Origin of the sequence: Mycolicibacterium vaccae NBRC 14118 = CIP 105934 (assembly GCF_001552715.1) — a bacterium.
In the GTDB taxonomy this organism is placed as follows: domain Bacteria; phylum Actinomycetota; class Actinomycetes; order Mycobacteriales; family Mycobacteriaceae; genus Mycobacterium; species Mycobacterium vaccae.
This window is the reverse complement of the sequence record NZ_BCRS01000013.1, coordinates 31,022-54,779: the sequence shown is the minus strand read 5'-3', so window position 1 is coordinate 54,779 and position 23,758 is coordinate 31,022. Positions and strand designations below refer to the sequence as shown.

General features: G+C 68.1%; 25 protein-coding genes and 1 riboswitch. Of the genes, 23 read left to right on the top strand and 2 right to left on the bottom strand.

The features are described from left to right. The first annotated feature begins 140 nt into the window (after positions 1-140). The 22 genes from MVA01S_RS04620 (at position 141) to MVA01S_RS04515 (ending at position 21,102) form a co-directional block, all read left to right on the top strand. Positions 141-785: a TetR/AcrR family transcriptional regulator gene (locus tag MVA01S_RS04620; RefSeq protein WP_003932667.1), complete on the top strand. Its 645-nt coding sequence runs from the start codon at positions 141-143 to the stop codon at positions 783-785. Between the two features lie 258 nt (positions 786-1,043). Beyond that, the gene (locus tag MVA01S_RS04615; RefSeq protein ID WP_003932666.1) at positions 1,044-1,889 is read left to right on the top strand and encodes an MlaE family ABC transporter permease; all 846 of its coding nucleotides are present in this window, start codon (positions 1,044-1,046) and stop codon (positions 1,887-1,889) included. Positions 1,890-1,891: 2 nt separating this feature from the next. Continuing rightward, complete coding sequence (locus MVA01S_RS04610) at positions 1,892-2,749, top strand: MlaE family ABC transporter permease (protein ID WP_003932665.1); 858 nt, start codon at positions 1,892-1,894, stop codon at positions 2,747-2,749. After that, positions 2,750-4,318, top strand: coding sequence for an MlaD family protein (locus tag MVA01S_RS04605; protein WP_003932664.1), 1,569 nt, complete (start codon positions 2,750-2,752; stop codon positions 4,316-4,318). It begins immediately after the preceding gene. Further along, positions 4,315-5,370 carry an MlaD family protein gene (locus tag MVA01S_RS04600; protein ID WP_003932663.1) on the top strand — a complete coding sequence of 352 codons (1,056 nt, stop codon included), beginning with the start codon at positions 4,315-4,317 and terminating at the stop codon, positions 5,368-5,370. Before MVA01S_RS04605 ends, MVA01S_RS04600 begins: the two co-directional genes overlap by 4 nt. Beyond that, positions 5,363-6,418, top strand: coding sequence for an MCE family protein (locus MVA01S_RS04595; protein ID WP_040542657.1), 1,056 nt, complete (start codon positions 5,363-5,365; stop codon positions 6,416-6,418). The genes MVA01S_RS04600 and MVA01S_RS04595 overlap by 8 nt, the downstream gene beginning before the upstream one ends. After that, complete coding sequence (locus MVA01S_RS04590; protein ID WP_003932661.1) at positions 6,415-7,533, top strand: MCE family protein; 1,119 nt, start codon at positions 6,415-6,417, stop codon at positions 7,531-7,533. The genes MVA01S_RS04595 and MVA01S_RS04590 overlap by 4 nt, the downstream gene beginning before the upstream one ends. Continuing rightward, positions 7,533-8,894, top strand: coding sequence for an MCE family protein (locus tag MVA01S_RS04585; RefSeq protein WP_003932660.1), 1,362 nt, complete (start codon positions 7,533-7,535; stop codon positions 8,892-8,894). Before MVA01S_RS04590 ends, MVA01S_RS04585 begins: the two co-directional genes overlap by 1 nt. Further along, entirely contained in the window at positions 8,891-10,141 is a 1,251-nt protein-coding gene (locus MVA01S_RS04580) for an MlaD family protein (protein ID WP_003932659.1), read from the top strand. The genes MVA01S_RS04585 and MVA01S_RS04580 overlap by 4 nt, the downstream gene beginning before the upstream one ends. A gap of 20 nt (positions 10,142-10,161) precedes the next feature. Beyond that, positions 10,162-10,824: an Rv1363c family protein gene (locus MVA01S_RS04575; RefSeq protein ID WP_040542655.1), complete on the top strand. Its 663-nt coding sequence runs from the start codon at positions 10,162-10,164 to the stop codon at positions 10,822-10,824. Then, positions 10,824-11,630, top strand: coding sequence for a mannan-binding family protein (locus MVA01S_RS04570; protein ID WP_003932657.1), 807 nt, complete (start codon positions 10,824-10,826; stop codon positions 11,628-11,630). Before MVA01S_RS04575 ends, MVA01S_RS04570 begins: the two co-directional genes overlap by 1 nt. A 2-nt stretch (positions 11,631-11,632) precedes the next feature. Beyond that, positions 11,633-12,229 (top strand): hypothetical protein, encoded by a 597-nt coding sequence (locus tag MVA01S_RS04565; protein ID WP_040542653.1) that lies wholly within the window; start codon positions 11,633-11,635, stop codon positions 12,227-12,229. Between the two features lie 79 nt (positions 12,230-12,308). After that, positions 12,309-13,274: an oxygenase MpaB family protein gene (locus MVA01S_RS04560; protein ID WP_003932655.1), complete on the top strand. Its 966-nt coding sequence runs from the start codon at positions 12,309-12,311 to the stop codon at positions 13,272-13,274. 6 nt (positions 13,275-13,280) lie between these two features. Beyond that, positions 13,281-13,874: a TetR/AcrR family transcriptional regulator gene (locus MVA01S_RS04555; RefSeq protein WP_003932654.1), complete on the top strand. Its 594-nt coding sequence runs from the start codon at positions 13,281-13,283 to the stop codon at positions 13,872-13,874. 45 nt (positions 13,875-13,919) lie between these two features. Further along, complete coding sequence (locus tag MVA01S_RS04550) at positions 13,920-15,482, top strand: long-chain-fatty-acid--CoA ligase (protein WP_003932653.1); 1,563 nt, start codon at positions 13,920-13,922, stop codon at positions 15,480-15,482. A 51-nt stretch (positions 15,483-15,533) separates the two neighbouring features. Then, a riboswitch (guanidine-III (ykkC-III) riboswitch) is annotated at positions 15,534-15,601 on the top strand. A 12-nt stretch (positions 15,602-15,613) separates the two neighbouring features. After that, on the top strand, positions 15,614-15,928 hold the full coding sequence (locus tag MVA01S_RS04545) for a DMT family transporter (protein WP_003932652.1): 315 nt from the start codon (positions 15,614-15,616) through the stop codon (positions 15,926-15,928). A gap of 1 nt (position 15,929) precedes the next feature. Further along, complete coding sequence (locus MVA01S_RS04540) at positions 15,930-16,307, top strand: DMT family transporter (RefSeq protein WP_003932651.1); 378 nt, start codon at positions 15,930-15,932, stop codon at positions 16,305-16,307. A 14-nt stretch (positions 16,308-16,321) separates the two neighbouring features. Then, positions 16,322-17,278, top strand: a complete 957-nt coding sequence (locus MVA01S_RS04535; RefSeq protein ID WP_003932650.1) for an o-succinylbenzoate synthase — start codon at positions 16,322-16,324, stop codon at positions 17,276-17,278. Between the two features lie 81 nt (positions 17,279-17,359). Further along, positions 17,360-18,112, top strand: a complete 753-nt coding sequence (locus tag MVA01S_RS04530; RefSeq protein ID WP_003932649.1) for a DJ-1/PfpI family protein — start codon at positions 17,360-17,362, stop codon at positions 18,110-18,112. A gap of 10 nt (positions 18,113-18,122) precedes the next feature. After that, positions 18,123-18,905 (top strand): alpha/beta fold hydrolase, encoded by a 783-nt coding sequence (locus MVA01S_RS04525; protein WP_040542651.1) that lies wholly within the window; start codon positions 18,123-18,125, stop codon positions 18,903-18,905. 2 nt (positions 18,906-18,907) lie between these two features. Then, positions 18,908-20,557: a 2-succinyl-5-enolpyruvyl-6-hydroxy-3-cyclohexene-1-carboxylic-acid synthase gene (gene menD / locus MVA01S_RS04520; protein WP_003932647.1), complete on the top strand. Its 1,650-nt coding sequence runs from the start codon at positions 18,908-18,910 to the stop codon at positions 20,555-20,557. Beyond that, a complete protein-coding gene (locus MVA01S_RS04515; protein WP_003932646.1) occupies positions 20,554-21,102 on the top strand; it encodes a DUF3592 domain-containing protein in 549 nt (182 codons plus the stop codon). Before menD ends, MVA01S_RS04515 begins: the two co-directional genes overlap by 4 nt. On the opposite strand, the gene MVA01S_RS04510 is transcribed toward MVA01S_RS04515, so the two are convergent. Further along, on the bottom strand, positions 21,063-21,749 hold the full coding sequence (locus tag MVA01S_RS04510; RefSeq protein WP_003932645.1) for a DsbA family protein: 687 nt from the start codon (positions 21,747-21,749) through the stop codon (positions 21,063-21,065). The two genes, MVA01S_RS04515 and MVA01S_RS04510, sit on opposite strands and share 40 nt — an antisense overlap. Positions 21,750-21,866: 117 nt before the next feature. Here MVA01S_RS04510 and MVA01S_RS04505 point away from each other — a divergent pair, with 117 nt between their 5' ends. After that, positions 21,867-22,994, top strand: a complete 1,128-nt coding sequence (locus MVA01S_RS04505; protein WP_003932644.1) for a glycosyltransferase family 4 protein — start codon at positions 21,867-21,869, stop codon at positions 22,992-22,994. A gap of 7 nt (positions 22,995-23,001) precedes the next feature. On the opposite strand, the gene MVA01S_RS04500 is transcribed toward MVA01S_RS04505, so the two are convergent. Further along, on the bottom strand, positions 23,002-23,604 hold the full coding sequence (locus tag MVA01S_RS04500; protein WP_003932643.1) for a TetR family transcriptional regulator: 603 nt from the start codon (positions 23,602-23,604) through the stop codon (positions 23,002-23,004). Positions 23,605-23,758: the final 154 nt, after the last annotated feature.

The window sequence follows — 23,758 nt, the reverse complement described above, 5'->3', positions numbered from 1 at the left end:
GTCTTTCCCGGGACCCGTCCCCCCACCGCTCCGGGTGGGCCCGCCCGGGCGGTTGCGCCGTTCGCCCGACACGGGTGGTGTCGTGTGTCACCATGGCCCATGCTGACACGAGCGATCATTCGCGTTCAATTCGCATCCGGATGAGCCCCGACGCGTCGTCCCGGTTGCGCCGGGCGCCCAGACAGGAGCGGTCCAAGGCGATGGTGGACCGCATCCTCGACGCCGGCGAACAGATGCTGATCGCCCACGGTTTCGACGGGGCGTCGACCAATCGCATCGCGTCGGCGGCCGGGATCAGCCCGGGCTCGCTGTACCAGTACTTCCCGAACAAGGACGCGATCGCCGCGGCCGTCATCGACCGGTTCAGCGACCAATTGTCTGCCCGCGTGGCGGCCCGGGTGTCCGAGAGGCTGGACCAGCCGGCCCCCGACTATGTACGCGAGTCGATCGCCGCGCTGGTCGATGCGCTCGACGTGCATCCCGAGTTCCTCCGGGCGGTGATGGAGCAGACGCCGCGACTGGGCGCGACCAGCAAGCTGGCGGCCTTCGAGCAGCGGATCGGGGAACTGACGGTGGCCTACCTGACGATCAACAAACGGCAGGTCAGGGCCGATGCCACCGTGGACACGGCGGCCTGGATGCTGGTCCGGATGGTCGAGCACCTCTGCGTCCGCTACATCCTCGATCAGCCCGCGATCGACCGCGAGACGTTCATCGACGAGCTCGCGGTGATGGCGCTGAACTACCTGCGCCCGTGGCCCGCCCGGTCAAAGGGTCACTTCTGATGGGGCGCCAGAAACGCGAATTGAAGGCGAGCATCCGCTCGTGTCAGCATTCCGGGCACGGTCGGCACAGGGATTTTGCTGATTCCTTACCGATCCGTGAAGCTAATGGGCATACTCATGCCAACAGGGCAGGATGCGACGGCTCCCGCCGGGTGTGCGCGGGCGTCAATTAGCGGCCTCAACTGCGAAAGAACACGTGGGTAGCCGAGGTGTAGTGGACGAAGTCAAAGGCATTAAGTAAATGGCCGTTCAGCGCGCATGAGCAACGATGCAAAGGGTGACGGCGTTGCCGTCGTCACCGACTGGGCCGGCGGTTACGTCCGGCGTCACCCGCTGGCGTCGCTGTCGACCGTCGGTGACCAGTTCGTGCTCGGCGTGCGTACCGTCCAGTATTTCCTGCTCGATCTGTTCACCGGGCGCTTTCAGTGGCAGGAGTTCATCCGCCAGGGCGCGTTCATGGCCGGAACCGCCGTGCTGCCGACCATTCTGGTGGCGTTGCCCATCGGGGTGACCCTGTCCATCCAGTTCGCGCTGCTCGCCGGGCAGGTGGGCGCGACCTCGCTGGCCGGTGCCGCCAGTGGTCTGGCGGTGATCCGGCAGGCCGCGTCGTTGACCGCGGCGATCCTGATGGCCGCGGCGGTCGGATCGGCGATCACGGCCGACCTCGGTTCGCGCACGATGCGTGAGGAGACCGACGCGATGGAGGTGATGGGTGTCTCGGTGATTCGGCGGCTCGTGGTCCCCCGCTTCGCCGCCGCGATCCTGATCGGCGTCGCGCTCACCGGCGTGGTCTGCTTCGTAGGATTCCTGGCCAGCTATCTGTTCAACGTGTACTTCCAGAACGGCGCCCCGGGCAGCTTCGTCGCCACGTTCGCGTCGTTCACGACCACCGGTGACATGGTCGTGGCGCTGGTCAAGGCCGTGATCTTCGGCGCGATCGTGGCGATCGTGTCGTGTCAGAAGGGGCTCTCCACCCAGGGCGGTCCGACGGGCGTCGCGAACTCGGTCAACGCCGCGGTTGTCGAATCCATCCTGGTGCTGATGGTCGTCAACGTCGCGATCAGTCAGCTCTACATCATGCTGTTTCCGAGGGTGGGGCTGTAGACGTGACAGCCTCGACCTATTCGCCCAGATTCCTGAAGCCGGTGCGGCGTCTCTACCACGGGACGACCGCGCCGATCATCCGGCTGGGCCACATGCTCGTCTTCTTCGGCCGCGCGCTGATCGGCATACCCGTCGCGGTGCGTCATTACCGCGCCGAGTTCGTCCGGCTGCTGTCGGACGTCGCCTGGGGCAACGGCTCTTTGGTCGTCGGGGGCGGAACCGCGGGCGTGGCCGTCGTGCTGGGCATCACCGTCGGCGCTCTCGTCGGGATCGAGGGGTACAACTTCCTCGACCTGCTGGGCCTCGGGCCTGCGACCGGCGTCATCTCGTCGTTGGTGAACACCAGAGAACTCGCCCCGATCGCCGCTTCGCTCGCGTTCGCCACCCAGGCCGGCTGCCGGTTCACCGCGCAGCTGGGTTCGATGCGCATCGCCGAGGAGATCGACGCGCTGGAATCCCTTGGCATCCGGCCTATTCCGTACCTGGTGACCACGCGCCTGATGGCCTCGGTGATCGCGGTCATCCCGCTCTACGTCGTCTGTCTGGCGGTCAGCTACCTGACCACCCAGATCGTGGTCCAGGTCATCAGTGGCGGAGCCACGGGCTCATACCTGCACTACTTCACGCTGATGCTGGCCGGGCAGGACATCCTGTACTCGGTGCTCAAGACGGTGATCTTCGTGTGGATCGCCTCGACGGTCCAGTGCTACTACGGGTTCTACGCCAGCGGCGGTCCGGTCGGGGTGGGCATCGCTGCCGGACACGCCATGCGCGCCAGTATCACCGTCGTGATCATGGTGAACATGCTTCTCACGATGGCGCTGTGGTCCATCGACGCCGGCGCGAGGTTCGGGGGCTGAGTGGCGAATTCCTTTGAGCTGGACGGGCGCGGCCCCACTGATCGGCAGCTGCTGGGCAGTGGCGTCGCACTGCTGATCGTCGTGTCCCTCGTCACCGCCACGCTGTTGATCAAGTCGACCGGACGGCTGGAAACCGTGGTGCGAGTCGTCGCCGCCATGGTCAACGTCGGCGACGGACTGCCGCAGCGCTCCGACGTCAAGTACCACGGCGTGCTGGTCGGCGCGGTCACCGACGTCACACCTGCGGCGTACGGCGAACCCAACTTCGTGCACATCGACCTCAATCAGGAGTATGCGGCGTCGATTCCGGCGGGGGTGACCGCGCGGGTGGTGCCCAGCAACGTGTTCGCCGTGTCGTCGGTGCAACTCGTCGACCGGGCCGGGGGGCCGCCGATTCAGGCGGGCGCCGAGATTCCCGAAGACACCGAGCTGCCGACCGTGTTGTTCCAGACGACCATCAGCAAGCTGCGTGACGTCCTCGCCGCCACCGGCAGGGGCCGCGAGGATCGTACGATCGGCATTCTCGCCGCGGTCCAGGCTGCAACCGAAGGCCGGCGCACCGAGTTGCTCACCGGCGGTGCGCAATTGAACAGAATGGTCGACGAGCTCGACCGCATCGTCGCCACAGATCCGGGACCGACCACCGTCTCCGCGCTGGTCGATGCGACGCGGGGACTTCAGCAGACCGCCCCGGACCTCGTCGACGCGCTGCATCAGGCGGTACAGCCCATGCGCACGCTCGTCGAACAGGACGCGCAACTCACCGCGCTCGTCAACGGCGGCGTGAACACGGTGTCCACCACGCACACTGCACTGAGCAACCACACCGATCGCCTGGTCCGGATCACCTCCGAATTGACCCCGGTGATCGGCAGCCTCGCCGACACGTCGCGGCATTGGGTGCCTGCGTTCCTGAAGATGAACCAACTGTCGGGAAAGTTCTTCGACCAGGTGTGGATTCACGAACACGACATCGGCAACATGCGGGTGAACCTGTCGTTCACGCCGACGTACAGCTACACCCGAGCCGACTGCCCCCAGTACGCCGGGCTGAAGGGGCCGAGCTGCTTCACCGCCCCGCTGGTGCCGACGCGCCCGGAATTGCCGGACGTGCTGCTGCCGCAGAACTATCGGCCGCCACCGGATCTCGCGCCGCCGCCCGGCACCGAGATCGGACCGAACGGGAACCTGGTCGCTGTGGGTCCCCCCTTGGTGAACCCGAATCCCAGTCTGGCGGACCCTAATCCGCCACTGCCGCCGTGGATGAGCCCGTCGCCGCCGGTGCCGGGCACAGCCAGCCCAGGGCTGGTTCCCGTCCCTGCGCCTCCGGTGCCGCTGTCTCCGGCTGCGCCGGTCGCGCCGAAGCCGTGGGATCCGCCGCGGGCGCAGGCAGCCGCCCCTGCGTCCTTCGGAGGGAACGTGGGACCCGTTGGCAGTCAACAGGAACGCGCCCAGCTCGGCGTGATCACCGGAGCGCCCGCGACGGTGGCGACCCAGCTGCTGCTCGGACCGGTCGCGCGCGGAACGACGGTGTCGGCGACGGAAACCGCCAGCGAGGAGCCTCGATGAAGTACCGCGGTGCATTGGCAGGGCTTTCGATCTTCATGGTCGTCGCCATCGCGCTGACCTGGCTGGTGTACGTGACGCTGCGGCGCGACGTCGCGGGACCGACGGTGCCGTACGCGGCGATGTTCACCGACGTGTTCGGCCTACGGGAAGGCGACGACGTGCGGATGGCCGGTGTCCGCGTCGGCCGCGTCGAGAAGATCGAGCTGCACGGCGATCTCGCCAAGGTGTCGTTCGTGGTGCAGAGCCAGCAGCAGCTGTTGGGCACCACCGTCGCATCGGTGACCTACCAGAACATCGTCGGTCAGCGGTATCTCGGTCTGTCGCTGGGCAAGACCGGCGATCCCGGCGCACTGCCCGCAGGCAGCACCATCCCCATCGAACGCTCCGATCCGTCATTCGACGTGACGACGCTGCTCAACGGTTACGAGCCGTTGTTCAGCGTGCTCAATCCCCGCGATGCCGACAACCTGACCAAAGGCGTCATCGAGTCGTTGCAGGGCGACGAGGCGTCGATCACCGCGCTCGTCGACCAGACATCGGCGTTGACGGAGTCGTTCGCCGGTCGCGACCAAGAACTCGGCACGGTGATCACCGATCTGAACACGGTGATGGGAAATCTGGCCCAGCACAACGACAGTCTGGATCAGGTGCTCACCCAGGTGCAGTCGACGGTGGCGACGTTCGACCGCCGCCGCCCGGAACTGGTGGAGGCGACAGGATCGATGGCCCGGGTGGTACGGCAACTGTCGGAGATCACCGATCAGGTGTATCCGTCGCTGAACCAGCTGGTCGAGCGGGAACCCGGGTTCGCCCAGCACCTGGTCAGCATCGAACCGCAGTTGGCGTTCACGGGGGCCAACCTGCCGTTGCTGCTCAAGGGATTCGCCAGGATCACCAGCGAAGGGGCGTACGCCAACGCGTACGCGTGTGACCTCAATGCCACCGGCTTCTTCCCCGGACTCAACGACGTCACGCCGATCATCGTCGATGCCGCGACCCCCGGCAATGACGCCAGGTACTCCCCGAAGTGCAGGAATATGGCCAATGGCTAGGTCGAGTAGGACGTCGAAGAAGAACCGTTCACGGCGGCGGCCTCTCGAGGACCGGAACAAGGTGTGGCTCGGGGCCGTCGCCGTCGGCGTCGTGGTGGTGCTGATTGGGGCCCTTCTGTTGGTGCAGGCCGCCGACGTGGGGTACCGCAAGGTCACCGCGCAGTTCCTGCAGGCCGCGGCGCTACGGCCGGGAAACCCGGTCACCGTCGCCGGGATCCCGGTCGGCGAGGTGCTGAGCATGGAACTGGCCGGCGATCACGTGGAGGCCGAACTCACGGTCCGCAACGACGTCGCTCTCGGCGAGGACTCCCGGGCCGTCATCAAGGTCACGACGATCCTCGGGTCGCGGTACCTGGCCCTTCAGCCTGCCGGTGACGGCTCGCTGCCCGACGACACGTTCGACCTGTCCCACACCGAGGTCCCCTACGACCTTCAGGAAGCCCTGACCGACGTGACAACCACCTTCGAACAGGTCGATTCCGACAAGTTCGCCGAGACGTTGGACATCCTCGGCAGGCAGCTGCAAGGGCTGCCGCCGGTGGTCCCGCAGGCGATGGCCAATACCCACACACTGGCGACGATCATCGCCGAGCGCCGCGACCAACTGGGGTCACTACTGGAGACCACGGAGATGGTCAGCAGCACGCTGCGGCGTCAGCAGGCGAACATCGCCAGCATGGTCCGCCAGGGCAACGATCTGGTCGGGGAGTTCGTGATGCGGCGGGCATCCTTCCACGCGTTGATGGATTCGATCACCAATCTCGTTCAGACACTGAGCGATATCATCATCGATGACCGCCCGGAGCTGGAAGCGCTGCTGGTCAATGTCCGCGAACTCTCCGACATGCTGGCCCAGCATGACGATCTGGTCCGGAGCATCCTGCAATCGGGACCGCTGGCCCTGCGCGGGTTGGCCAACGCCACCGGCAACGGTAATGCCGTCGACTTCAACGCCGCCAACGGACTTGCGGTGGATTCATGGATGTGCGCCATCAGCGGCCGCGCCAAACAGTTGGGCATGATCGAGTACTTCCAGGATTGCAAATGACGAGCGCCAGGAAGAAGTTGGCGGTGCTGATCGCGGCGGTCGTTGCTGTTGTCGTGGTGGCGGCCGCCGTCGGGTGGTCCTATCTGGGCGACGAACTCGATACCATCTCGGTCACCGCTCAGTTCGACAGCGCAGCCGGCCTCTACGAGGGCAATACGGTTGCGGTGCTGGGGATGCCGGTGGGCAAGGTCACCAAGATCGTTCCCAAGGGCGGCTATGTGGAGGTCGACTTCACCGTGGACGGCGACGTGCGGGTCCCGGCTGATGTCCAGGCGGTGACGATCTCCAACTCGATCCTGACCGATCGGCAGATCGAGCTGACCCCGCCGTACCGCGACGGGCCGACGTTGCAGAACCACGACACGATCGGGCTGAACCGCACCAGGACCCCGGTGGAGTTCGCCAGAGTGCTCGACGTGCTCGACAAGCTGTCGACCTCTTTGCGCGGAGACGGCAAGGGCGCCGGACCGATCGGCTCTGTCGTCGACGCCAGTGCCGCCATCGCCGACGGCAACGGTCAACAGATCAAGGATGCGCTGGGGGAACTGTCGAATGCCCTGCGACTGAGCTCCGATCGTGGCGCGGTGACCCGCGATCAGCTCACCGCGATCATCAGAAACGTCAGCACGCTGTTCGAGGCGGCCGCCGACAACGACTCCACGTTGCGGGAATTCGGCTCGACCGTCCGGCAACTCAGTCAGGTGCTGGCCGACGAGAACTTCGGCACCGGGACTACGGGGAGCAGGATCAACGACGTGGTCAACCAGCTGGGCGAGGTTCTCGACACCCACCGGGACGCGATCAAGCGGATCGTCGCCAACGGCGACACGGCGCTGACCACGACGGTGGAGCATCGGCGCGATCTCGCCGAGTTCCTCGATCTGGCGCCGTTGACGCTGGACAACATCTACAACGCGATCGACCGGACGAACGGGGCTCTTCGGGTCCATGTCCTCACCGACAAAGTGCTCTTCGAAACCCAAGCGGTCAAAGAGGTGTGCAACATGATGGGACTGCGCCAACTAGGGTGCAGTACCGGCACATTGCAGGATTTCGGACCTGACTTCGGATTGAGTTACGTCCTGGACGGACTTGCGGCGATGGGGCAGAAGTGATGGCCGGCCGGGTGAAATCCGTGGTGGCGGCCGCCATGGTCAGCAGCCTGTCGCTGTCCGCGTGCGCCTCAGAGGGTTTGGCGGCCCTGCCGCTGCCCGCCCCCGGCGGCGGCTCGGGTGGCTACACGCTGAACGCGGTGTTCTCCAACGCGCTCAACCTGCCTGCAATGGCGAAGGTCAGACTCGCCGGAGCCGACATCGGCCAGCTGGAGTCGATAGAGGCGCGCAACTACACCGCGGTGACGACGTTGCGGATCAGAGACGGAGTGCAACTGCCGAAGGGCAGTACCGCCGAACTGCGGTCGGCGACGCCGCTGGGGGACGTGTTCGTGTCGATCAGGCCGCCCGGCCCTGCCGGTCCCGGGACCCCGTTGCTCGGCGACGGTGACACCATTCCCATCGACTCCACCACGGCCGCAGCCACCGTCGAGTCGGTGCTGAGCTCCGCGGCGATCCTCGTCAACGGCGGTGCGGTGCGCAACTTCACCAACATCATCAACGGCCTGGGCCGCGCGACCGGCGATCAGGGCCAGGCATTCGGCGATCTCATCCGTAAGACGAACAGCACCCTCGGAAAGCTCAACGCCCGTTCCGACGAGATCTCGACAGCGCTGTCCGAGACGTCACGGCTGGCACAGCAGCTCGACGCCAAGAATGAGGCGCTGGGCGAGGTGATGGACGCCGCGGGCCCTGCGACCGACACGTTGGCCGCCCATACCGATCAGATCGCCGATCTGGTACTGCAAATCGGGGACACCGGAGACCAGCTGCGGAAGTTCCCGTCCATCGCCGGCACCGACACCAGCGGTCGAAGCGTCATCGCCGACGCGAACACGATCGCCGGTGCGTGGAACGACGTGGTGCTGACCCCCGACGCGACCCTCTTCGCGCTCAACCGGTTGATGCCGCCCTTCATCAAGTCCACGACCAGCAACGCGATCGCGGTGCGTGCCAGCATCGACCGTCTGATCCTCGGATCGATTCCCGATATCGGGTTCACCGGAGACACCGGCCTGCACGGACCCAAGCGCTACAACTGGCACCAGCTCGTCGGGTCGCTGCAGTTCACACTCTTCCGCCTGCAGGAGCGGCTGGTGGGCAAGGGAACCGGAGTGCCGCAGCTGCAAGTCATTCCGAGCCCGACGGAGCCGGGGCAGATCATCACCGTTCCGGGGGGTGCCGCGGCGCCGCCCCCGCCATCTCCGCCGGGCGCGATACCGCAGCCGCCACCGGCATCGGTGTGGACTCCGCCGCCGACCCAGGCGTCACAAGCGCCCCCGGGACCGGGGCTGCCGGCGCCCCCGCCACCGCGGCCTGCGCCTGCTCCCGGGCCGTTGCTGCCTGCGGAGGTACCACGATGATCGGCGCCGTGGCCGACCGCACCGTCCGGATCGTCCGGGCGGGCCACCGGCGTCGCGCCTGGCTGTCGGCAGGCGCACTGGTCCTGACGTTCGTCGTGGCGGCGGCGTATCTGTTCCTCGGCGCGCTGCAAGTGAACCCCCTCGGGTCGAGCTACCGCGTGACAGTGGCACTCCCGGCGTCGGCGGGTCTGCTGCCGAATCAGAACGTCACGATGCGCGGTGTGCCGATCGGCAAGGTCGAACGCCTCGACATCACGTCTGCCGGGGTGAACGCCGTGGTGACGGTCGATTCGACGGTCGCGGTACCGGCGGCGAGCGAGGTCCGGGTGTCTGGACTGTCGCCGGCCGGTGAGCAATACATCGACTTCGTCGCCGACAGCGATGCGGGCCCCTATCTCGGCGACGGAAGTGTGGTGTCCCAAGAGAACTCGACCATTCCGGTGAGCCTGGCCGACCTGCTCGCGAACGCCGACGGCGCGCTGAGGCAGGTTGACCCCGCCAAACTCGAGCTGATCAAGAAGGAGCTCAGCATGAGTGAGGCGGGACCGCAGAAACTCGCCGACATCATCGACGGCGGCACGTTCCTGCTGTCGACACTGGATTCGGTGCTGCCCGAGACCTCCACCATGCTGCGCACCAGCCGGGTGGTGCTCACCCTCGCAGCTGACAAGAACGCCGGTATCGAGGTCGCTTCGGCGAATCTCGACGAGACGTTCCAGGGCGTGAACCGGATGCGCGAGGGGTTCCGCAGGCTGACCGAGCGGACGCCGGGCACGTTGACGTCGGTCGACAATCTGTTCGCCGACAACTCCGAGACGATGGTCCAATTGCTGGGGAGCCTGACGACCACCTCGCAGCTGCTCTACCTGCGGGTCCCGGCACTGCACGCGTTGTTCCCGGACTACCGCACGTCGGTGCTGGATGCCATCGGCAGCGTGATGCACGACAACGGGCTGTGGGCGACCGGCGACATCTACCCGCGCTACACCTGCGAGTACGGCACGCCCCGGCGAGCACCGTCGTCGGCGGACTATCCGGAGCCGTACATGTACACCTACTGTCGCGACGACCATCCCGGCGTACTCGTCCGTGGGGCGAAGAACGCACCGCGCCCGGCAGGCGACGACGGCGCCGGTCCGCCCGCGGGAGCGGATCTCGGTCGACAGACCGATCCAACCCCGAAGGGGCGCTACACGATTCCGACGCCTTACGGTGGCCCGACCCTGCCCATCGAGCCGCCCCGCTGACCCGAGCACGTCGCTAGGAGATGATGATGTCCGTGAGCACCGACGACGACAAGGCCACCGCCGAGAAGCCCGGCGGCGGTGACGTCCCAGAGGGATCCGAAGCTGCTGCCGCCGAGTCGGCGGGTACCGAGGCCGACACGGCCGCTGACACCGAGGCCGCTGACACCGAGGCCGGCGGGGACGACGACCGACCCACCGCACGCACGTGGCGTCGTCCCGTGCTGCGGGGCGCGCTGGCCGCGGCGTTCGTGGTGCTGCTGGCGGCAGTGGGGTTCCTGGGCTGGAAGCTGTGGCAGGACGATCAGGTGACCCGTGCAGGTGAGCAGGCGCAGGCCACCGCGGTCCAGTATGCGCAGATTCTGACGAGCATCGATTCGGCGAAGGTCGACGAGAACTTCGACGCGGTCCTCGACGGAGCGACCGGTGAGTTCAAGGACATGTACTCCAAATCCAGCGTGGAACTGCGTCAGCTGCTCATCGACAACAAGGCGGCCGCGCACGGCGTCGTCGTCGAGTCGGCCGTCCAGTCCGCGTCCAAGGACAAGGTCGTGGTGCTGCTGTTCGTCGACCAGTCAGTGTCAAATTCCGCGGTCCCCGATCCGCGCATCGACCGCAGCCGTATCAAAATGACCATGGAGTACGTCGACGGACGTTGGCGCGCAAGTAAAGTCGAACTCCCGTGATGATGCGCCGGTTCATTCACAGTAGTGCGGTCGCTGTGGTGGTGGCGGCCGCGTTGGCCACCGCATCGCCCGTGTCGGCGTCAGCACCCTCGTTCTGTGATGAGCTGGGCGGTCAGTGGGACGGGCAATTCTGTACGACATCGGTGGTTTCGGAACGCAAGGCGGTCCGAAACATCAAGATGGCGCTGCCCGGCGATCTCGTGAAGAACCCCGTAATCCGGGAGTACCTCACCAACCTGATGAACAACTGGCGCACTGCGGCGACGAAGATGGTTCAGAACAGCTTCGGAGAGCAGCAGTTCCAGATCTTTCAACATGGCGAGGCGATGACAGCCGTCTTCCACGAGATGTACTCGGGTACTGTCGGTACCGATGCCCTGGCGCATCCGAATGCGCCCATCGTCAGCGACGCCTACCGCACCTTCACCTTCGCCGGCGGGCGGCAGTTGCAACTGGCCGATCTGTTCAAACCTGGCGTCGACCACCTGGCCGAGATCCCGCGCCTGGGTGCGCCATTCATCGTCGCTGCCCTCGATGCCGCGCCGCCGCCGCACCAGCCCGGCACCTATCCGTTCACCCCGGACCGTTGGACCCCGGACAAGGTGTACTCCGGCGCGTACAAGGCCTGGGCGCTGACACCCGGTGAACTCGTCATCTACATGCCGGATTACCCGGTCGGACGGGATTCCCCGACCAACTTCACCCCGGGGATCATGCAGTGGTCGATGGACGGCGGGACGGTGCAGGCCCACATACCGCTTTCGGCGTTGGCGCCGGTCCTTCGCCCCGAGTTCGGCGGCGGGTAGCCATGTTTCGGTCGAAGGCAACGGCAGTGGCGGTGGCGGTGGCGGTGGGTCCGGCCGGGCTGCTGGGCATCGCGCCGGTGGCACGCGCCGAACCTGCCGCGCCGACGATGCCGGTGTTCATCCCGTATCCGTCGGCCTGGCAACCCAATTACACGGTGTTCCCGTACAACCTCTGGCAGAACCGTGTCACACCGCAGCAGATCACCGCGGAGCGCGAATCGTGTCAATGGCTCAACGCCCAGTACGGCGAGCTGATGAACCAGGTGTACGGATTTCAGAACTTCCTCGCCGACCAGCACGACGTCTGGACCGCGCCGGGGGTGACCGAGGCCGGCGACCTCGTCGCGGCCAACCTCGACCAGTCCGCGGCGTTCCTCGACCCGCGTGCGCACACGCTGTTCATCATCAACTATCCGGACCAGAGCGAGTATTCGCCGCTGTTCCATGGCGATTCGTTCTACCGGCTCTGGTATCAGTTCACCCAGATCAGCGACAAGATCAAGCAGCGGCTGCCGTCCGGCCAGATCAACGCCAACATCGCGACCGCGAACGTGTACGGCACCGTGATCCGCGACTCGGGGGTCTGCAACGGCGCCTGACGCGCCGCAACAGGAACCGCCATTGACATGTTGACACAGAAAGCTAGTCTTTGTGTCAACGACAATGTCGGGAGGCGCAATGGTCGCGATCGCCGGGGAGTCCGAGACGTCGGGGGACTCCGTCGCCAAGAACGTCCGTCCCAAGGTCATCTACGAATTCCGCAAGCACTCCGGCAGTGTCCTGGGTGGGCTCTTCGGCGCCGCCGCCTTCGACGAAGTAGCCCTGGTGCCGGTGGCAGCCGCCGTCGACCGCACCGGCCGGTTCGCGTCGAACTTCGCCGATCGCGGCGTGCGCAGCGGCTTTTCCGCGCTGCTCGCCATCTGGGGTGACGCGACGGACCGGGCTGCCGAGGGAAACCGGCTCAAGACGATGCATCGCGACGTCCGCGGGCGGGGCACCGGCGAGTTCGCCGACGTGCGCTACAGCGCCCTCGACCCGAAACTGTGGAACTGGATCGCGGTCAGCGGCCTGTTCCTGGTACTCAACTCGTTCACGCCGTGTACGGGCATCACACTGACCGACGACGAACGTGAGGTCGCCTACCAGCAACTCCTGGAAGGCTTCCGGTCGCTGGAACTACCGGGCAAGAGTGCGAAGCTGCCTGCGACTTACCCCGAGGCGGTCGCCTACTACGACGCGATGGTCCGCGACGAACTGGCCACTAATCCGTTTCTGCAGCGGGTCACCGAGGATCTGACCCGGCTCCCGCTGCCGACCTTGGTGCTGCCGCCTCTGGTACGGATGGCGCTGACACCGACGTGGATGGTGTTGCGCCCGTTGGCCGGACGGGTGGTGAAGGTCTGCTCGTTCGGCATCCTGCATCCCGACATCCGGGAGATGACGGGATTCCGGTGGGACGAACGCCACGACCGGGAGTTCGCGCTGTACAGCCGGGTGCTGCAGCTCGCCTGGCGCACGCTGCCGGACAGGCTCCTGCTGATCCCGTTGGCCCGCAATCGAATCGAGTACGAGAAGCTGGTGCGGTTGCACCGCTCCGTCGCGCTGGACTCGTTCGCGCCGCCGGCCGGCTGCCCGGCGAGCTGACCTGGGATGCGACGGGCACGCAACACTGACGGCGCGACAGCGCAGGAATCGGCGATCCTGAAGGCGGCCGCCGAAGAGGTCGCGCTGGTCGGCGTGGGCCGGCTGAGCATGGATGTGGTGGCTCGGCAGGCCGGGGTCAGCCGCAGCACGCTCTACCGCCGGTTCCCCACCCGGGATGCCCTGATCACCGAGCTGGGGCGGCAGACGTTCGACTTCGCGATGGCGCGGCTGCAGACCGTACCGATCGATTCCGGGCCGCAGCAGGCGGCGGTGGCCGCGTTCCGCGAAGGAGTCCGGCTGCTCACCGGTGAGCCGGTGATGCGCAGATTCCTCCAGCTCGACGGCGAGTTCACCGCCACCAAGGACATGGTGGACGAGGCCCGGCTGTTCCTCGTCAGCGCCGCGACGGCGATGGCGAAGGCGTTGCGGTCGGCCGGCGCCACGATGCCCGATGACGAACTGCTGGCCGTCGCCGAGGTACACATCCGGCTGGCCGCCTCGCTGGTTCAGATCAACACCGCCGTGCTCGACGTCACCGACGACGACGCGGTCGTCAGGTATGCCGAGAAGTACCTCGCCCCGCTCGTGCGCGGAGATTGAGCAAATCCGCTGAACGGCACCCGACGCCATGGCACGCTTCTGGCCATGGCCGATCTGCCCGAACCTCGATTCCTCGACGAGCGCCTGGCCCACTGGGCGAGCGCGACCCCCGACGCCGAAGCCATGGACTACCTCGACCGGTCGTGGACGTGGTCGCAGTGGAATGACCGGGTGCGCAGGCTCGCCGGGGCGCTTCGGGAGCGCGGCGTCGCGCGCGGCGACGTGGTGTCCTTCCTCGACAAGAACCATCCCGCCTGCGTCGAGCTGACCCTGGCCGCGGCGTCGCTCGGCGCGGCCAACGCGATCATCAACTACCGGCTGGCCGCCGACGAACTCGACTACGTGCTCAACGATTCGGGTGCCACGCTGCTCATCGTTGGCGAGGAGTTCCGGGACGCGATCGACGGTATCCGCGACCGGCTCGCCGGCATCGAGCACGTCATCTCCGTCAAACCCGAAGGCGGCGACGAGTACGAGGCGATGCTGGACGCGGCCACGCCCGTGGAACGGTCCGACGACGTCGACCCCGGCGACGTGTGCGTGATCATGTACTCGTCCGGGACCACCGGCAGGCCGAAGGGTGTCGAGCTCACCCAGGCCAACCTGATCGCCCACACCGTCAACGCCCACGAGGGATTCGAGTTCGACGAGGGCGACAAGAACATGGTGGCGATGCCACTGTTCCACGTCGGCGGATCGTCCTACGTGCAGTTCGGGATTCACGACGGCTTCCCGAGCGTGATGACCCGCGACGTCGACGGGATGACCCTGGCCGGGGCCATCCTCAAGGGCGCCAACCGCACGTTTCTGGTGCCGGCGGTGCTGGCCAAGGTGCTCGACGCGGGCGAGGACGCGGTCAAGCTGTTCGCCTCGCTCAAGACGTTCGCCTACGGCGCGTCCCCGATGCCGCTGCCGCTGCTGCGTCAGGCGTTGCAGGCCTGGCCGGACACCGATTTCATGCAGGCCTACGGGCTGACCGAACTGTGCGGCGTCGTCAGCCACCTGCTGCCCGAGGCGCACCGCGACCCCGGCAAGGAGGAGCGGCTGTCCAGCGCGGGCACGCTGGTGCCCAACGCCGAGGTCCGGGTGGTCGACCCGGACACGTGCAAGGACGTCCCGGCGGGCGAACAGGGCGAATTGTGGTTCCGCTCACCGCAATTGATGAAGGGCTACCACAACAAGCCCGAGGCCACGGCCGAGGCGATCACCGCTGACGGCTGGTTCCGCTCCGGCGACGTCGGCCGTGTCGACGAGGGCGGCTACATCTTCGTCGAGGACCGGCTCAAGGACATGATCATCTCCGGCGGGGAGAACATCTACTCCATCGAGGTGGAGCGGGTGCTGGCCGAGCACGAGGCCGTCGCCGAGGTCGCGGTGATCGGGGTGCCCGACGAGAAGTGGGGCGAGGTGGTCAAGGCGGTCGTGGTGCTCGACGGGGACGCCTCGGAAGCGGACCTGATCGCGTTCGCGCGTGCACGGCTGGCCGCCTACAAGTGCCCGAAGAGCGTCGACATCGCCGAGGACCTGCCCCGCAACCCGACCGGCAAGATCCTGAAGAAGGAGCTGCGTAAGCCGCACTGGGAGGGCCGCGACCGCGCCACCGTGTAGCCGGTTGTTTCCGGGACATGACCGGACCGCAACACTTGGGTAACCTGGCTGGTGCAGCACCCGATCCTGGGAGCTGGCGGACGAGGGAGCAGTACCCGCAGCGACAAGACTGACTCATTGAGGAGTGTCTTGTGGCCTGGCTGATTCTGGTGATCAGTGGATTCCTCGAGGCCGTCTGGGCGACGGCACTCGGCACGTCGAACAGTTTCCGGCGGTGGCGGCCGTTGCTGGTCATCGTCCTCGCGATGCCCGCGAGCCTGGTCGGCCTCGCGTATGCGATGAAGTCGTTGCCGACGGGCACGGCGTACGCCGTCTGGGTCGGCATCGGTGCCACGCTGACGGTGCTGTGGGCGATCGCGACGAAAAAGGAGACGGCCTCCACCGCGCGGGTGGTCTTCCTCGCCGTGCTCGTCGGAAGCGTCGTCGGGCTCAAGGCGGTGAGCTGACATGCCGTGGGCGATCCTGATTCTCAGCGCAGTGCTGGAAGCCGTGTGGGCGACCGCGCTCGGTGCGAGCGACGGGCTGCGGGAACCGGTGCCCACCGCGGTGTTCGCGGTGGCGGCGCTGGCCAGCATCATCGGCCTCGGCTGGGCGGCCAAGCACATCCCGATCGGCACGGCGTACGCGGTGTGGACAGGTCTGGGTGCCGCGCTGACCGTCGGCTACGCGATGGTCACCGGCGTCGAGGCCGTCTCGCTCGGCAAGCTGGTGTTCCTCGGCGGGATCATCGTCGCGGTCGTCGGCCTCCAGATGTTGCCGTCGGGCGCCGCTGCGCGGGACGACGCCGACCCGCGGCCGCCGGTGCTGGAGCGCTCCGGCCGCTGAGGCACGATGAGTCGGTGGTGGACCTCGCCGACATCCTGGACCGGCTACACGTGGTGGCGTTGCCGATGCGGGTGCGCTTCCGCGGCATCACGACGCGTGAAGTCGCGCTGATCGACGGCCCCGCGGGCTGGGGCGAGTTCGGGGCGTTCGTCGAGTACCGCCCTGCCGAGGCCGCCCACTGGCTGGCCGCCGGGGTGGAGGCGGCCTACCGGCCGCTGCCCGAGGTCGTGCGCACACGCATTCCGATCAACGCGACGGTGCCCGCCGTCACGCCCGACGAGGTCCCCGCGGTGCTCGCGCGGTTCCCCGGCGCCCGCACCGCCAAGGTGAAGGTGGCCGAACCCGGCCAGACCCTCGCCGACGACGTCGCGCGGGTCGACGCCGTGCGCGCGGCGATGGACACCGTGCGGGTGGACGCCAACGGCGGGTGGACCGTCGAGCAGGCCGTCGCCGCGGCGCGGGCGCTGACCGCCGACGGCCCGCTCGAATACCTCGAGCAGCCCTGCCGCACCGTGGCCGAACTGGCCGAGGTGCGCCGGCGGGTCGAGGTGCCCGTCGCCGCCGACGAGAGCATCCGCAAGGCCGACGACCCTCTGCACGTGGTGCGCAGCGGCGCCGCCGACGTCGCGGTGCTCAAGGTGGCCCCGCTGGGCGGAGTGCACGCGATGCTGCGGATCGCCGCGCAGATCGACATCCCGGTCGTGGTCTCCAGCGCGCTGGACTCCGCGGTCGGCATCGGTGCCGGACTGGTCGCCGCGGGCTGCCTGCCGGCGCTCGGACATGCCTGCGGCCTCGGCACCGGCGGACTGTTCATTGACGACGTCGCCGAACCGGTCGTCCCCGTCGACGGATGTCTGCCCGCCGCGCCGGTCCGGCCCGATCCCGACCGGCTCGCCGCGCTGGCGGCACCGCCGGACCGCAGGCAGTGGTGGATCGACCGCGTGCGCGAGTGCTACCCGCTGCTGCCCTGATCTGCAGGACGAATGCCCTGGACGGAGCGGCCGGCGCCGCCGAGACTGGGGGCATCCGCCCGAGCGCAGAGGGAGCCCACCGTGCAGGTCGCCATCATGCTGTATCCGGGGTTCACCGCCCTGGACTTCATCGGACCCTACGAGAGCCTGCGCTGGCTGCCTGAAGCCGAGGTGCGGTTCGTGTGGCACGAGCCGGGCCCGATCGCCGCCGATTCGCACGTGCTGCTCATCGGGGCCACCCACTCCTTCGACGAGACCCCGGCCCCGGACATCATCCTGGTCCCCGGCGGGTTCGCGACGATGGAGCACGCCCGCGACGAGAAGGTGCTCGACTGGCTGCGCCGCGCACACCAGAGTTCGACGTGGACGACGTCGGTGTGCTCGGGATCGGTGATACTGGCCGCCGCGGGCCTGCTCGACGGCAAGCGGGCCACGTCGCACTGGGCGGCGCTGCCGGTGCTCAAGACCCTGGGCGCGCAGCCGGTGGGCGACCAGCGCATCGTGGTCGCCGACGACAGGACCGTGACCGCGGCCGGGGTGTCGGCCGGTATCGACCTGGGGCTCTGGCTGGCGGCGCGCATCGCCGGGGAAGCCCGGGCCAGGGCCATCCAGCTCGCGATTGAGTACGACCCGCAGCCGCCGTTCGACTCCGGGCACATGTCGAAGGCATCGGCGTCGACCAAGGCGCTGGCGACCGCGCTGATGGGCAGGGAGATGGCCACCTCGGCGGCGCTGGCGGCCTCGACCGGCCTGCTCTGGGACGCCGCGCTCAAGCGAATCCGGCGCGGAAGGCGACACTCAGGGCGCGTCAGCGCGCCCGATTCGCTCCAGTAGCGTCGGCGGGGTGAATTTAGCTTTCGACGAACGCGGCTCGGGGGAGCCGGTGCTGTTCATCGCCGGTCGGGGCGGGGCCGGGCGGACCTGGCACCTGCACCAGGTGCCCGTCTTCAGCCGTGCCGGTTACCGCTGTGTGACGTTCGACAATCGCGGCGTGGGCGCCACCGAGAATGCGTCGGGGTTCACCACCGAGACGATGGTCGGCGACACCGCCGCGCTGATCGAGCAGCTGGGCATCGCGCCGGTCCGCATCGTCGGGGTCTCGATGGGCTCCTACATCGCCCAGGAACTGATGGTGGCCCGCCCCGAGCTGGTCCGCTCCGCGGTGCTGATGGCGACCCGCGGACGCCACGACCGCACCCGCGACTTCTTCTGGCAGGGCGAACGCGCCCTGGCCGAATCGGGTGTCCAGCTCCCGGTCGAGTTCGAGGCGAAAGTGCGTCTGCTGGAGAGCTTCTCACCGAAGACCCTGAACGACGACAACGCCGTGCGGGACTGGATCGACATGTTCACCATGTGGCCGCAGAAGCCGACGCCGGGCATGCGGACCCAGCTGGACATCGCCCCGCAGGGCAGCCGGCTGGCGGCCTACCAGAACGTCACCACCCCGGCCCTGGTGATCGGGTTCGCCGACGACGTGGTGCTGCCGTCGTATCTGGGCCGGGAGGTCGCCAACGCGCTGCCCAACGGCCGATTCCTGGAGATCCCGGGCACGGGCCACCTCGGCTTCATCGAGAAGCCGCAGGTCGTCAACACCGCGATCCTCAATTTCTTCGCCGATACGCTGTAGGGATGAACCCCTCGACGGCGCAGGCCCGGGTGGTCGTCGACGAACTGATTCGCGGCGGCGTCCGCGACGTCGTGCTGTGCCCGGGATCACGCAACGCGCCGCTGGCTTTCGCGCTGCACGACGCCGACCAGGCAGGCCGGTTGCGGCTGCACGTGCGCATCGACGAGCGCACCGCGGGCTTCCTGGCGATCGGGCTCGCGGTGGCCGAGCGGTCACCGGTCTGTGTGGCGATGACGTCGGGCACCGCGGTCGCCAACCTCGGTCCCGCGGTCGTGGAGGCGAACTACGCCCGGGTCCCGCTGGTCGTCCTGTCGGCGAACCGCCCCTACGAACTGCTCGGCACCGGAGCCAACCAGACCTTCGAGCAACTGGGTTACTTCGGCACGCAGGTGCGCGCCAACATCAGCCTCGGACTGGCCCCCGAAAAGACCGGCGGGGCGGCCGACCTCACCTCGCTCAACGCCCAGTGGCGCTCGGCGACCTGCCGGGTTGTGGTGGCCGCCAAGGGTTCCCGTTCGGCGAACGCAGGTCCGGTGCAGTTCGACATCCCGCTGCGCGAGCCGCTGGTGCCCGGCGTGCAGGATCCCGCGGTGCCCTACGCCCCGGACGGGCGCCCCGACGGCAGGCCGTGGACCTACACCCCGCCGGTGACGTTCGACCAGCCGCTGGACATCGACCTCACCCCGGACACCGTGGTCATCGCCGGGCACGGCGCCGGCGTGCACCCGAACCTGGCGCATCTGCCGACCGTGGCCGAGCCGACGGCGCCGTACGCGCAGACTCCGCTGCATCCGTTGGCGCTCAAGCTGATCCGTCCCAAGCAGGTGATCATGCTGGGCCGGCCGACGTTGCACCGCCCGGTCTCGTCGCTGCTCGCCGACTCGGCGGTCCCGGTCTTCGCGCTCACCACCGGCCCGCGCTGGCCCGACGTCTCGGGTAACTCGCAGGCCACCGGCACCCGCGCGATCACCTCCGGGGAGCCGTCCCCGGACTGGTTGCGCCGGTGCGCCGAGGCGAACCGGCACGCGATGGACGCGGTGCGCGGTCAGCTCGCCGCGCACCCGCTGACGACGGGCCTGCACGTGGCCGCCGCGGTCGCCGACGCGCTGCGCCCCGGTGACCAGTTGGTGCTCGGCGCGTCGAACCCGGTGCGCGACATCGCGCTGGTCGGTTTCAACACCGCCGAGGTCAAGGTGCGCTCGAACCGCGGGGTGGCGGGCATCGACGGCACGGTGTCCACCGCGATCGGGGCCGCGCTCGCCCATGAACGCAGCGGTGGCCGCACGGTCGCGCTGATCGGCGACCTCACGTTCGTGCACGACAGCTCGGGTCTGCTGATCGGGCCGACGGAACCCGCGCCGCGCAATCTGACGATCGTGGTGTCCAACGACAACGGCGGCGGCATCTTCGAACTGCTCGAGCAGGGCGACCCGCGGTTCTCCGACGTGTCCTCGCGCATCTTCGGCACCCCGCACGACGTCGACGTCGGCGCGCTGTGCCGCGCCTATCACGTCGAGAGCCGGCAGATCGAGACCGGTGAGCTGGCCGCCGCGCTGGACGAGGACTTCGACGGCATGCGGGTGCTTGAGGTCAAGGCGGACAGGTCCTCGCTGCGGGCGTTGCACGCCTCGATCAGGGCTGCCCTGCTGTGAGTGCGTTCCGGCAGCGCCTCAAGGCGGTGTGGCAGTTCGTGTTTCCCTACCTGAACGGTGACCCCGGGGAGACGCGTGGGGCGCGGGTGCTGCGTCGGGTCAGGATCGGCATCGTCGTCGTCGCGTGTCTGGTGACGCTGCAGTCGGTGCTGCTGGTGTTCGGCGCATGGCGCAACGACCGCCAGATCGAACGCAATCTCGGCGTCGCCGAGGCCACCGTGCTCGACGCCGGCGAGCGTCGCTCGACGATCGAGTTCGTCACCCCGGACCGGATCACCTACCGGCCGGAGCTCGGCGTGCTGTACCCGTCCAAGCTGGAGAACGGGATGCGGATCTACGTCGAATACGACGTCAACGACCCGGATCTGGTGCGGGTGCAGCACCGCAACGCCGGGCTGGCGATCATCCCGGCGGGGTCGATCGCGGTGGTCGGCTGGCTGATCGCGGGCGCCGCGCTGGGCGCCACCGTGCTCATCGAGCGCCGCGGCAAGCGCCGCGAGTCCGGCTACGAAGCGACCAGTTCGGTCAGCCAGTCGACGTCGTAGATGTCGAGCTTTTCCTCGGCGTTGAGGTCGAACACCGTCGGGGTGCCGGTGTCGACGCGGTCGATGTCGAAGAGCAGATCAAAGTTGGTGTCGTCCATCTCGACGATGTCGACGGCCTCGCCGCCCGCGACGATGTGGTCGGTGACGGCGTGGGGGATACCGGCGTCGGCGGCCATGCCACGCAGTTCGTCGGCGGTGAACGACGGCCCACCGGGTTGCTGGTTCACCCACAGTTCGTGCACGAAGCGCTGGAGCTGGGTACCGGTGGCCGCGGAGTTGTCGACGGCGTCGGCGGCCAGGAACATCGCGTTGGCGACGTCGGCGGAGTAGCCGTCGTAGGTCTGGTCGAGGAAGGTCAGCGGCCGGTACGTGACCTGCAGCGCCCCGACGGTGATGTGGTAGGCCAGCTGGTCGCCGTAGTTGAACTGCAGGTCGCCGCAGTGCATGCACTGCGGTTCGGTGAAGATCTCGATCTTGGCGGGCGCGTCGTCGAAGCCCGCGACGATGCCGAAGCCGTCCTCGGTGAGCGCCAGTGGCGCCGCGGCCGCGTCCATCCGGGCCTGTCCGCTGACCTCGGTGGTGCATCCGAGCGCGGTCGTCAGCAACCCGAACGTGCCGAGCACGGCCAGGGGGCGAATCCAGTGCATGACTCCATCCTTGTCGCGATCCCGGCCCGGGGCTGGCTTTTGCCCGCGCACCGGCAATTCGTGTGACATCTTCCTGGCCGCAACCCCGCCGTCAGGTGGCGATGTCACGGTCTGGGGGTGCGCGTTGCCATCGTCGCCGAATCGTTCCTGCCCAATGTCAACGGGGTCACCAACTCGGTGCTCCGCGTGATCGAACATCTGCGTCGCACGGGCCACGAGGTCCTGGTGATCGCCCCGGACACGCCGCGTGGTCAGCCGCCCGCCGACAGGGTGCACGACGGCGTTCGGGTGCACCGGGTGCCGGCGATGATGTTCCCCGCGGTCACCTCGCTGCCGCTGGGTGTGCCGCGGCCGCGGATGGTCGGGGTGCTGCGGGGCTTCGGCCCGGATGTCGTGCACCTGGCCTCACCGGCGCTGCTCGGGTGGGGCGGCGTGCACGCGGCGCGCCGGCTCGGCATCCCGACGGTGGCGGTGTTCCAGACCGATGTCGCGGGGTTCGCGCAGAGTTACGGTGTCGGGGTGCTCGCGCAGGCGTCATGGGCCTGGACCCGTCGGCTGCACGCCAAGGCCGACCGCACGCTGGCTCCGTCCACCGCGGCGATGGAAAGCCTTGCTGTGCACCGCGTCCCGCGGGTCCACCGGTGGGCGCGGGGGGTGGACGTGACGGGGTTCGCGCCGTCGACGCGTGACGAGCGGCTGCGCCGGTCCTGGTCGCCGGACGGGAAGCCGATCGTCGGGTTCGTCGGCAGGCTGGCCCCGGAGAAGCATGTCGAGCGCCTGGCCCCGCTGCACGCGCGCGACGATCTCCAGCTGGTGGTGGTCGGCGACGGGGTCGACCGTGCGAAGCTCGAATCAGCGCTGCCGCGAGCGGTTTTCACCGGAGCGTTGTACGGGCGGGAGCTGGCGGCCGCGTACGCCGGTATGGATGTGTTCGTCCACCCCGGGGAGCACGAGACGTTCTGTCAGGCGGTCCAGGAGGCGATGGCCTCGGGTCTGCCGGTCGTCGCGCCCGACGCCGGTGGCCCGCGGGATCTGGTGGCCCCGTACCGCACCGGGCTGCTGCTGCCGGTCGCCGAGTTCGAGGAGCGGCTCCCGGAGTCGGTCGACCACCTGATCGCCGAACGTCGCCGCTACTCGGTGGCCGCGCGCAGGAGCGTGCTGGGCCGCACCTGGCCGGTGATCTGCGAGGAACTGGTCGGGCACTACGAGGCCGTCGCGGGTGTCCGGAGCCTGCGCGCCGCGTGACGGCGGGTCATCTCGTGCACAGCCCGTACGTGTAGGTGGTCAGGTACTCGTCGAGGACGGGGCGGCGGATGTCGGGGACGTCGGGAAGCGTGATCATCAGTGCGTAGAGGCCGGCCAGGAACGACACCCCGTTGAGCATCACGTCGACTTCCGCGGCGATCTCACCGCGGTGCTGGGCGCGCTGCAGATCCTCGACCACCGCGACGATCGCGGGGTGACTGGTCCACGTCTCGGACGGCGATCGGCTGGTGGAGAAGTGCAGCGCGAGAAAGTCTTTGAACAGACGGTTGCCCAGCCTCGCTTCGAGGCGCTCGAGTGCGCCGACGGCCTCGGCGAAGGTGGTCCGGACGTCGTGCGGGTGCCGGTAGCGCCGGGTCAGCTCCGTGGCGATGCGGTCCTGCTCACGGTCCTCCAGTTCGATCAGGGCGTGCTCTTTGGTCGGGAAGTGGAAGAAGAAGGTGCCGTGTGCGACCCCGGCCGCCGACACGATGGCCCCGATGTCGGCTGCGGCCATCCCGCCGCGCTTGAACTCCGCGATCGCCGCGCCGAGAAGTCGTTCGCGCGTCTGCAGGCCCTTCCTGCCGCGCCCGGGCCTGTCCGTCTTCAGCACGCCCCACACGGTACCCTCGACCGTCCAGTTAACTGACTCAAATCAGAAATCGTTCTTCCCTTACGGTCCGGCAGCCGCTAGCGTCCATGCAAGGCAGTGCGACACTTTCGCGATCTGGTGACATCGCATCCGGCTCGAGATTCACCTGACTGTG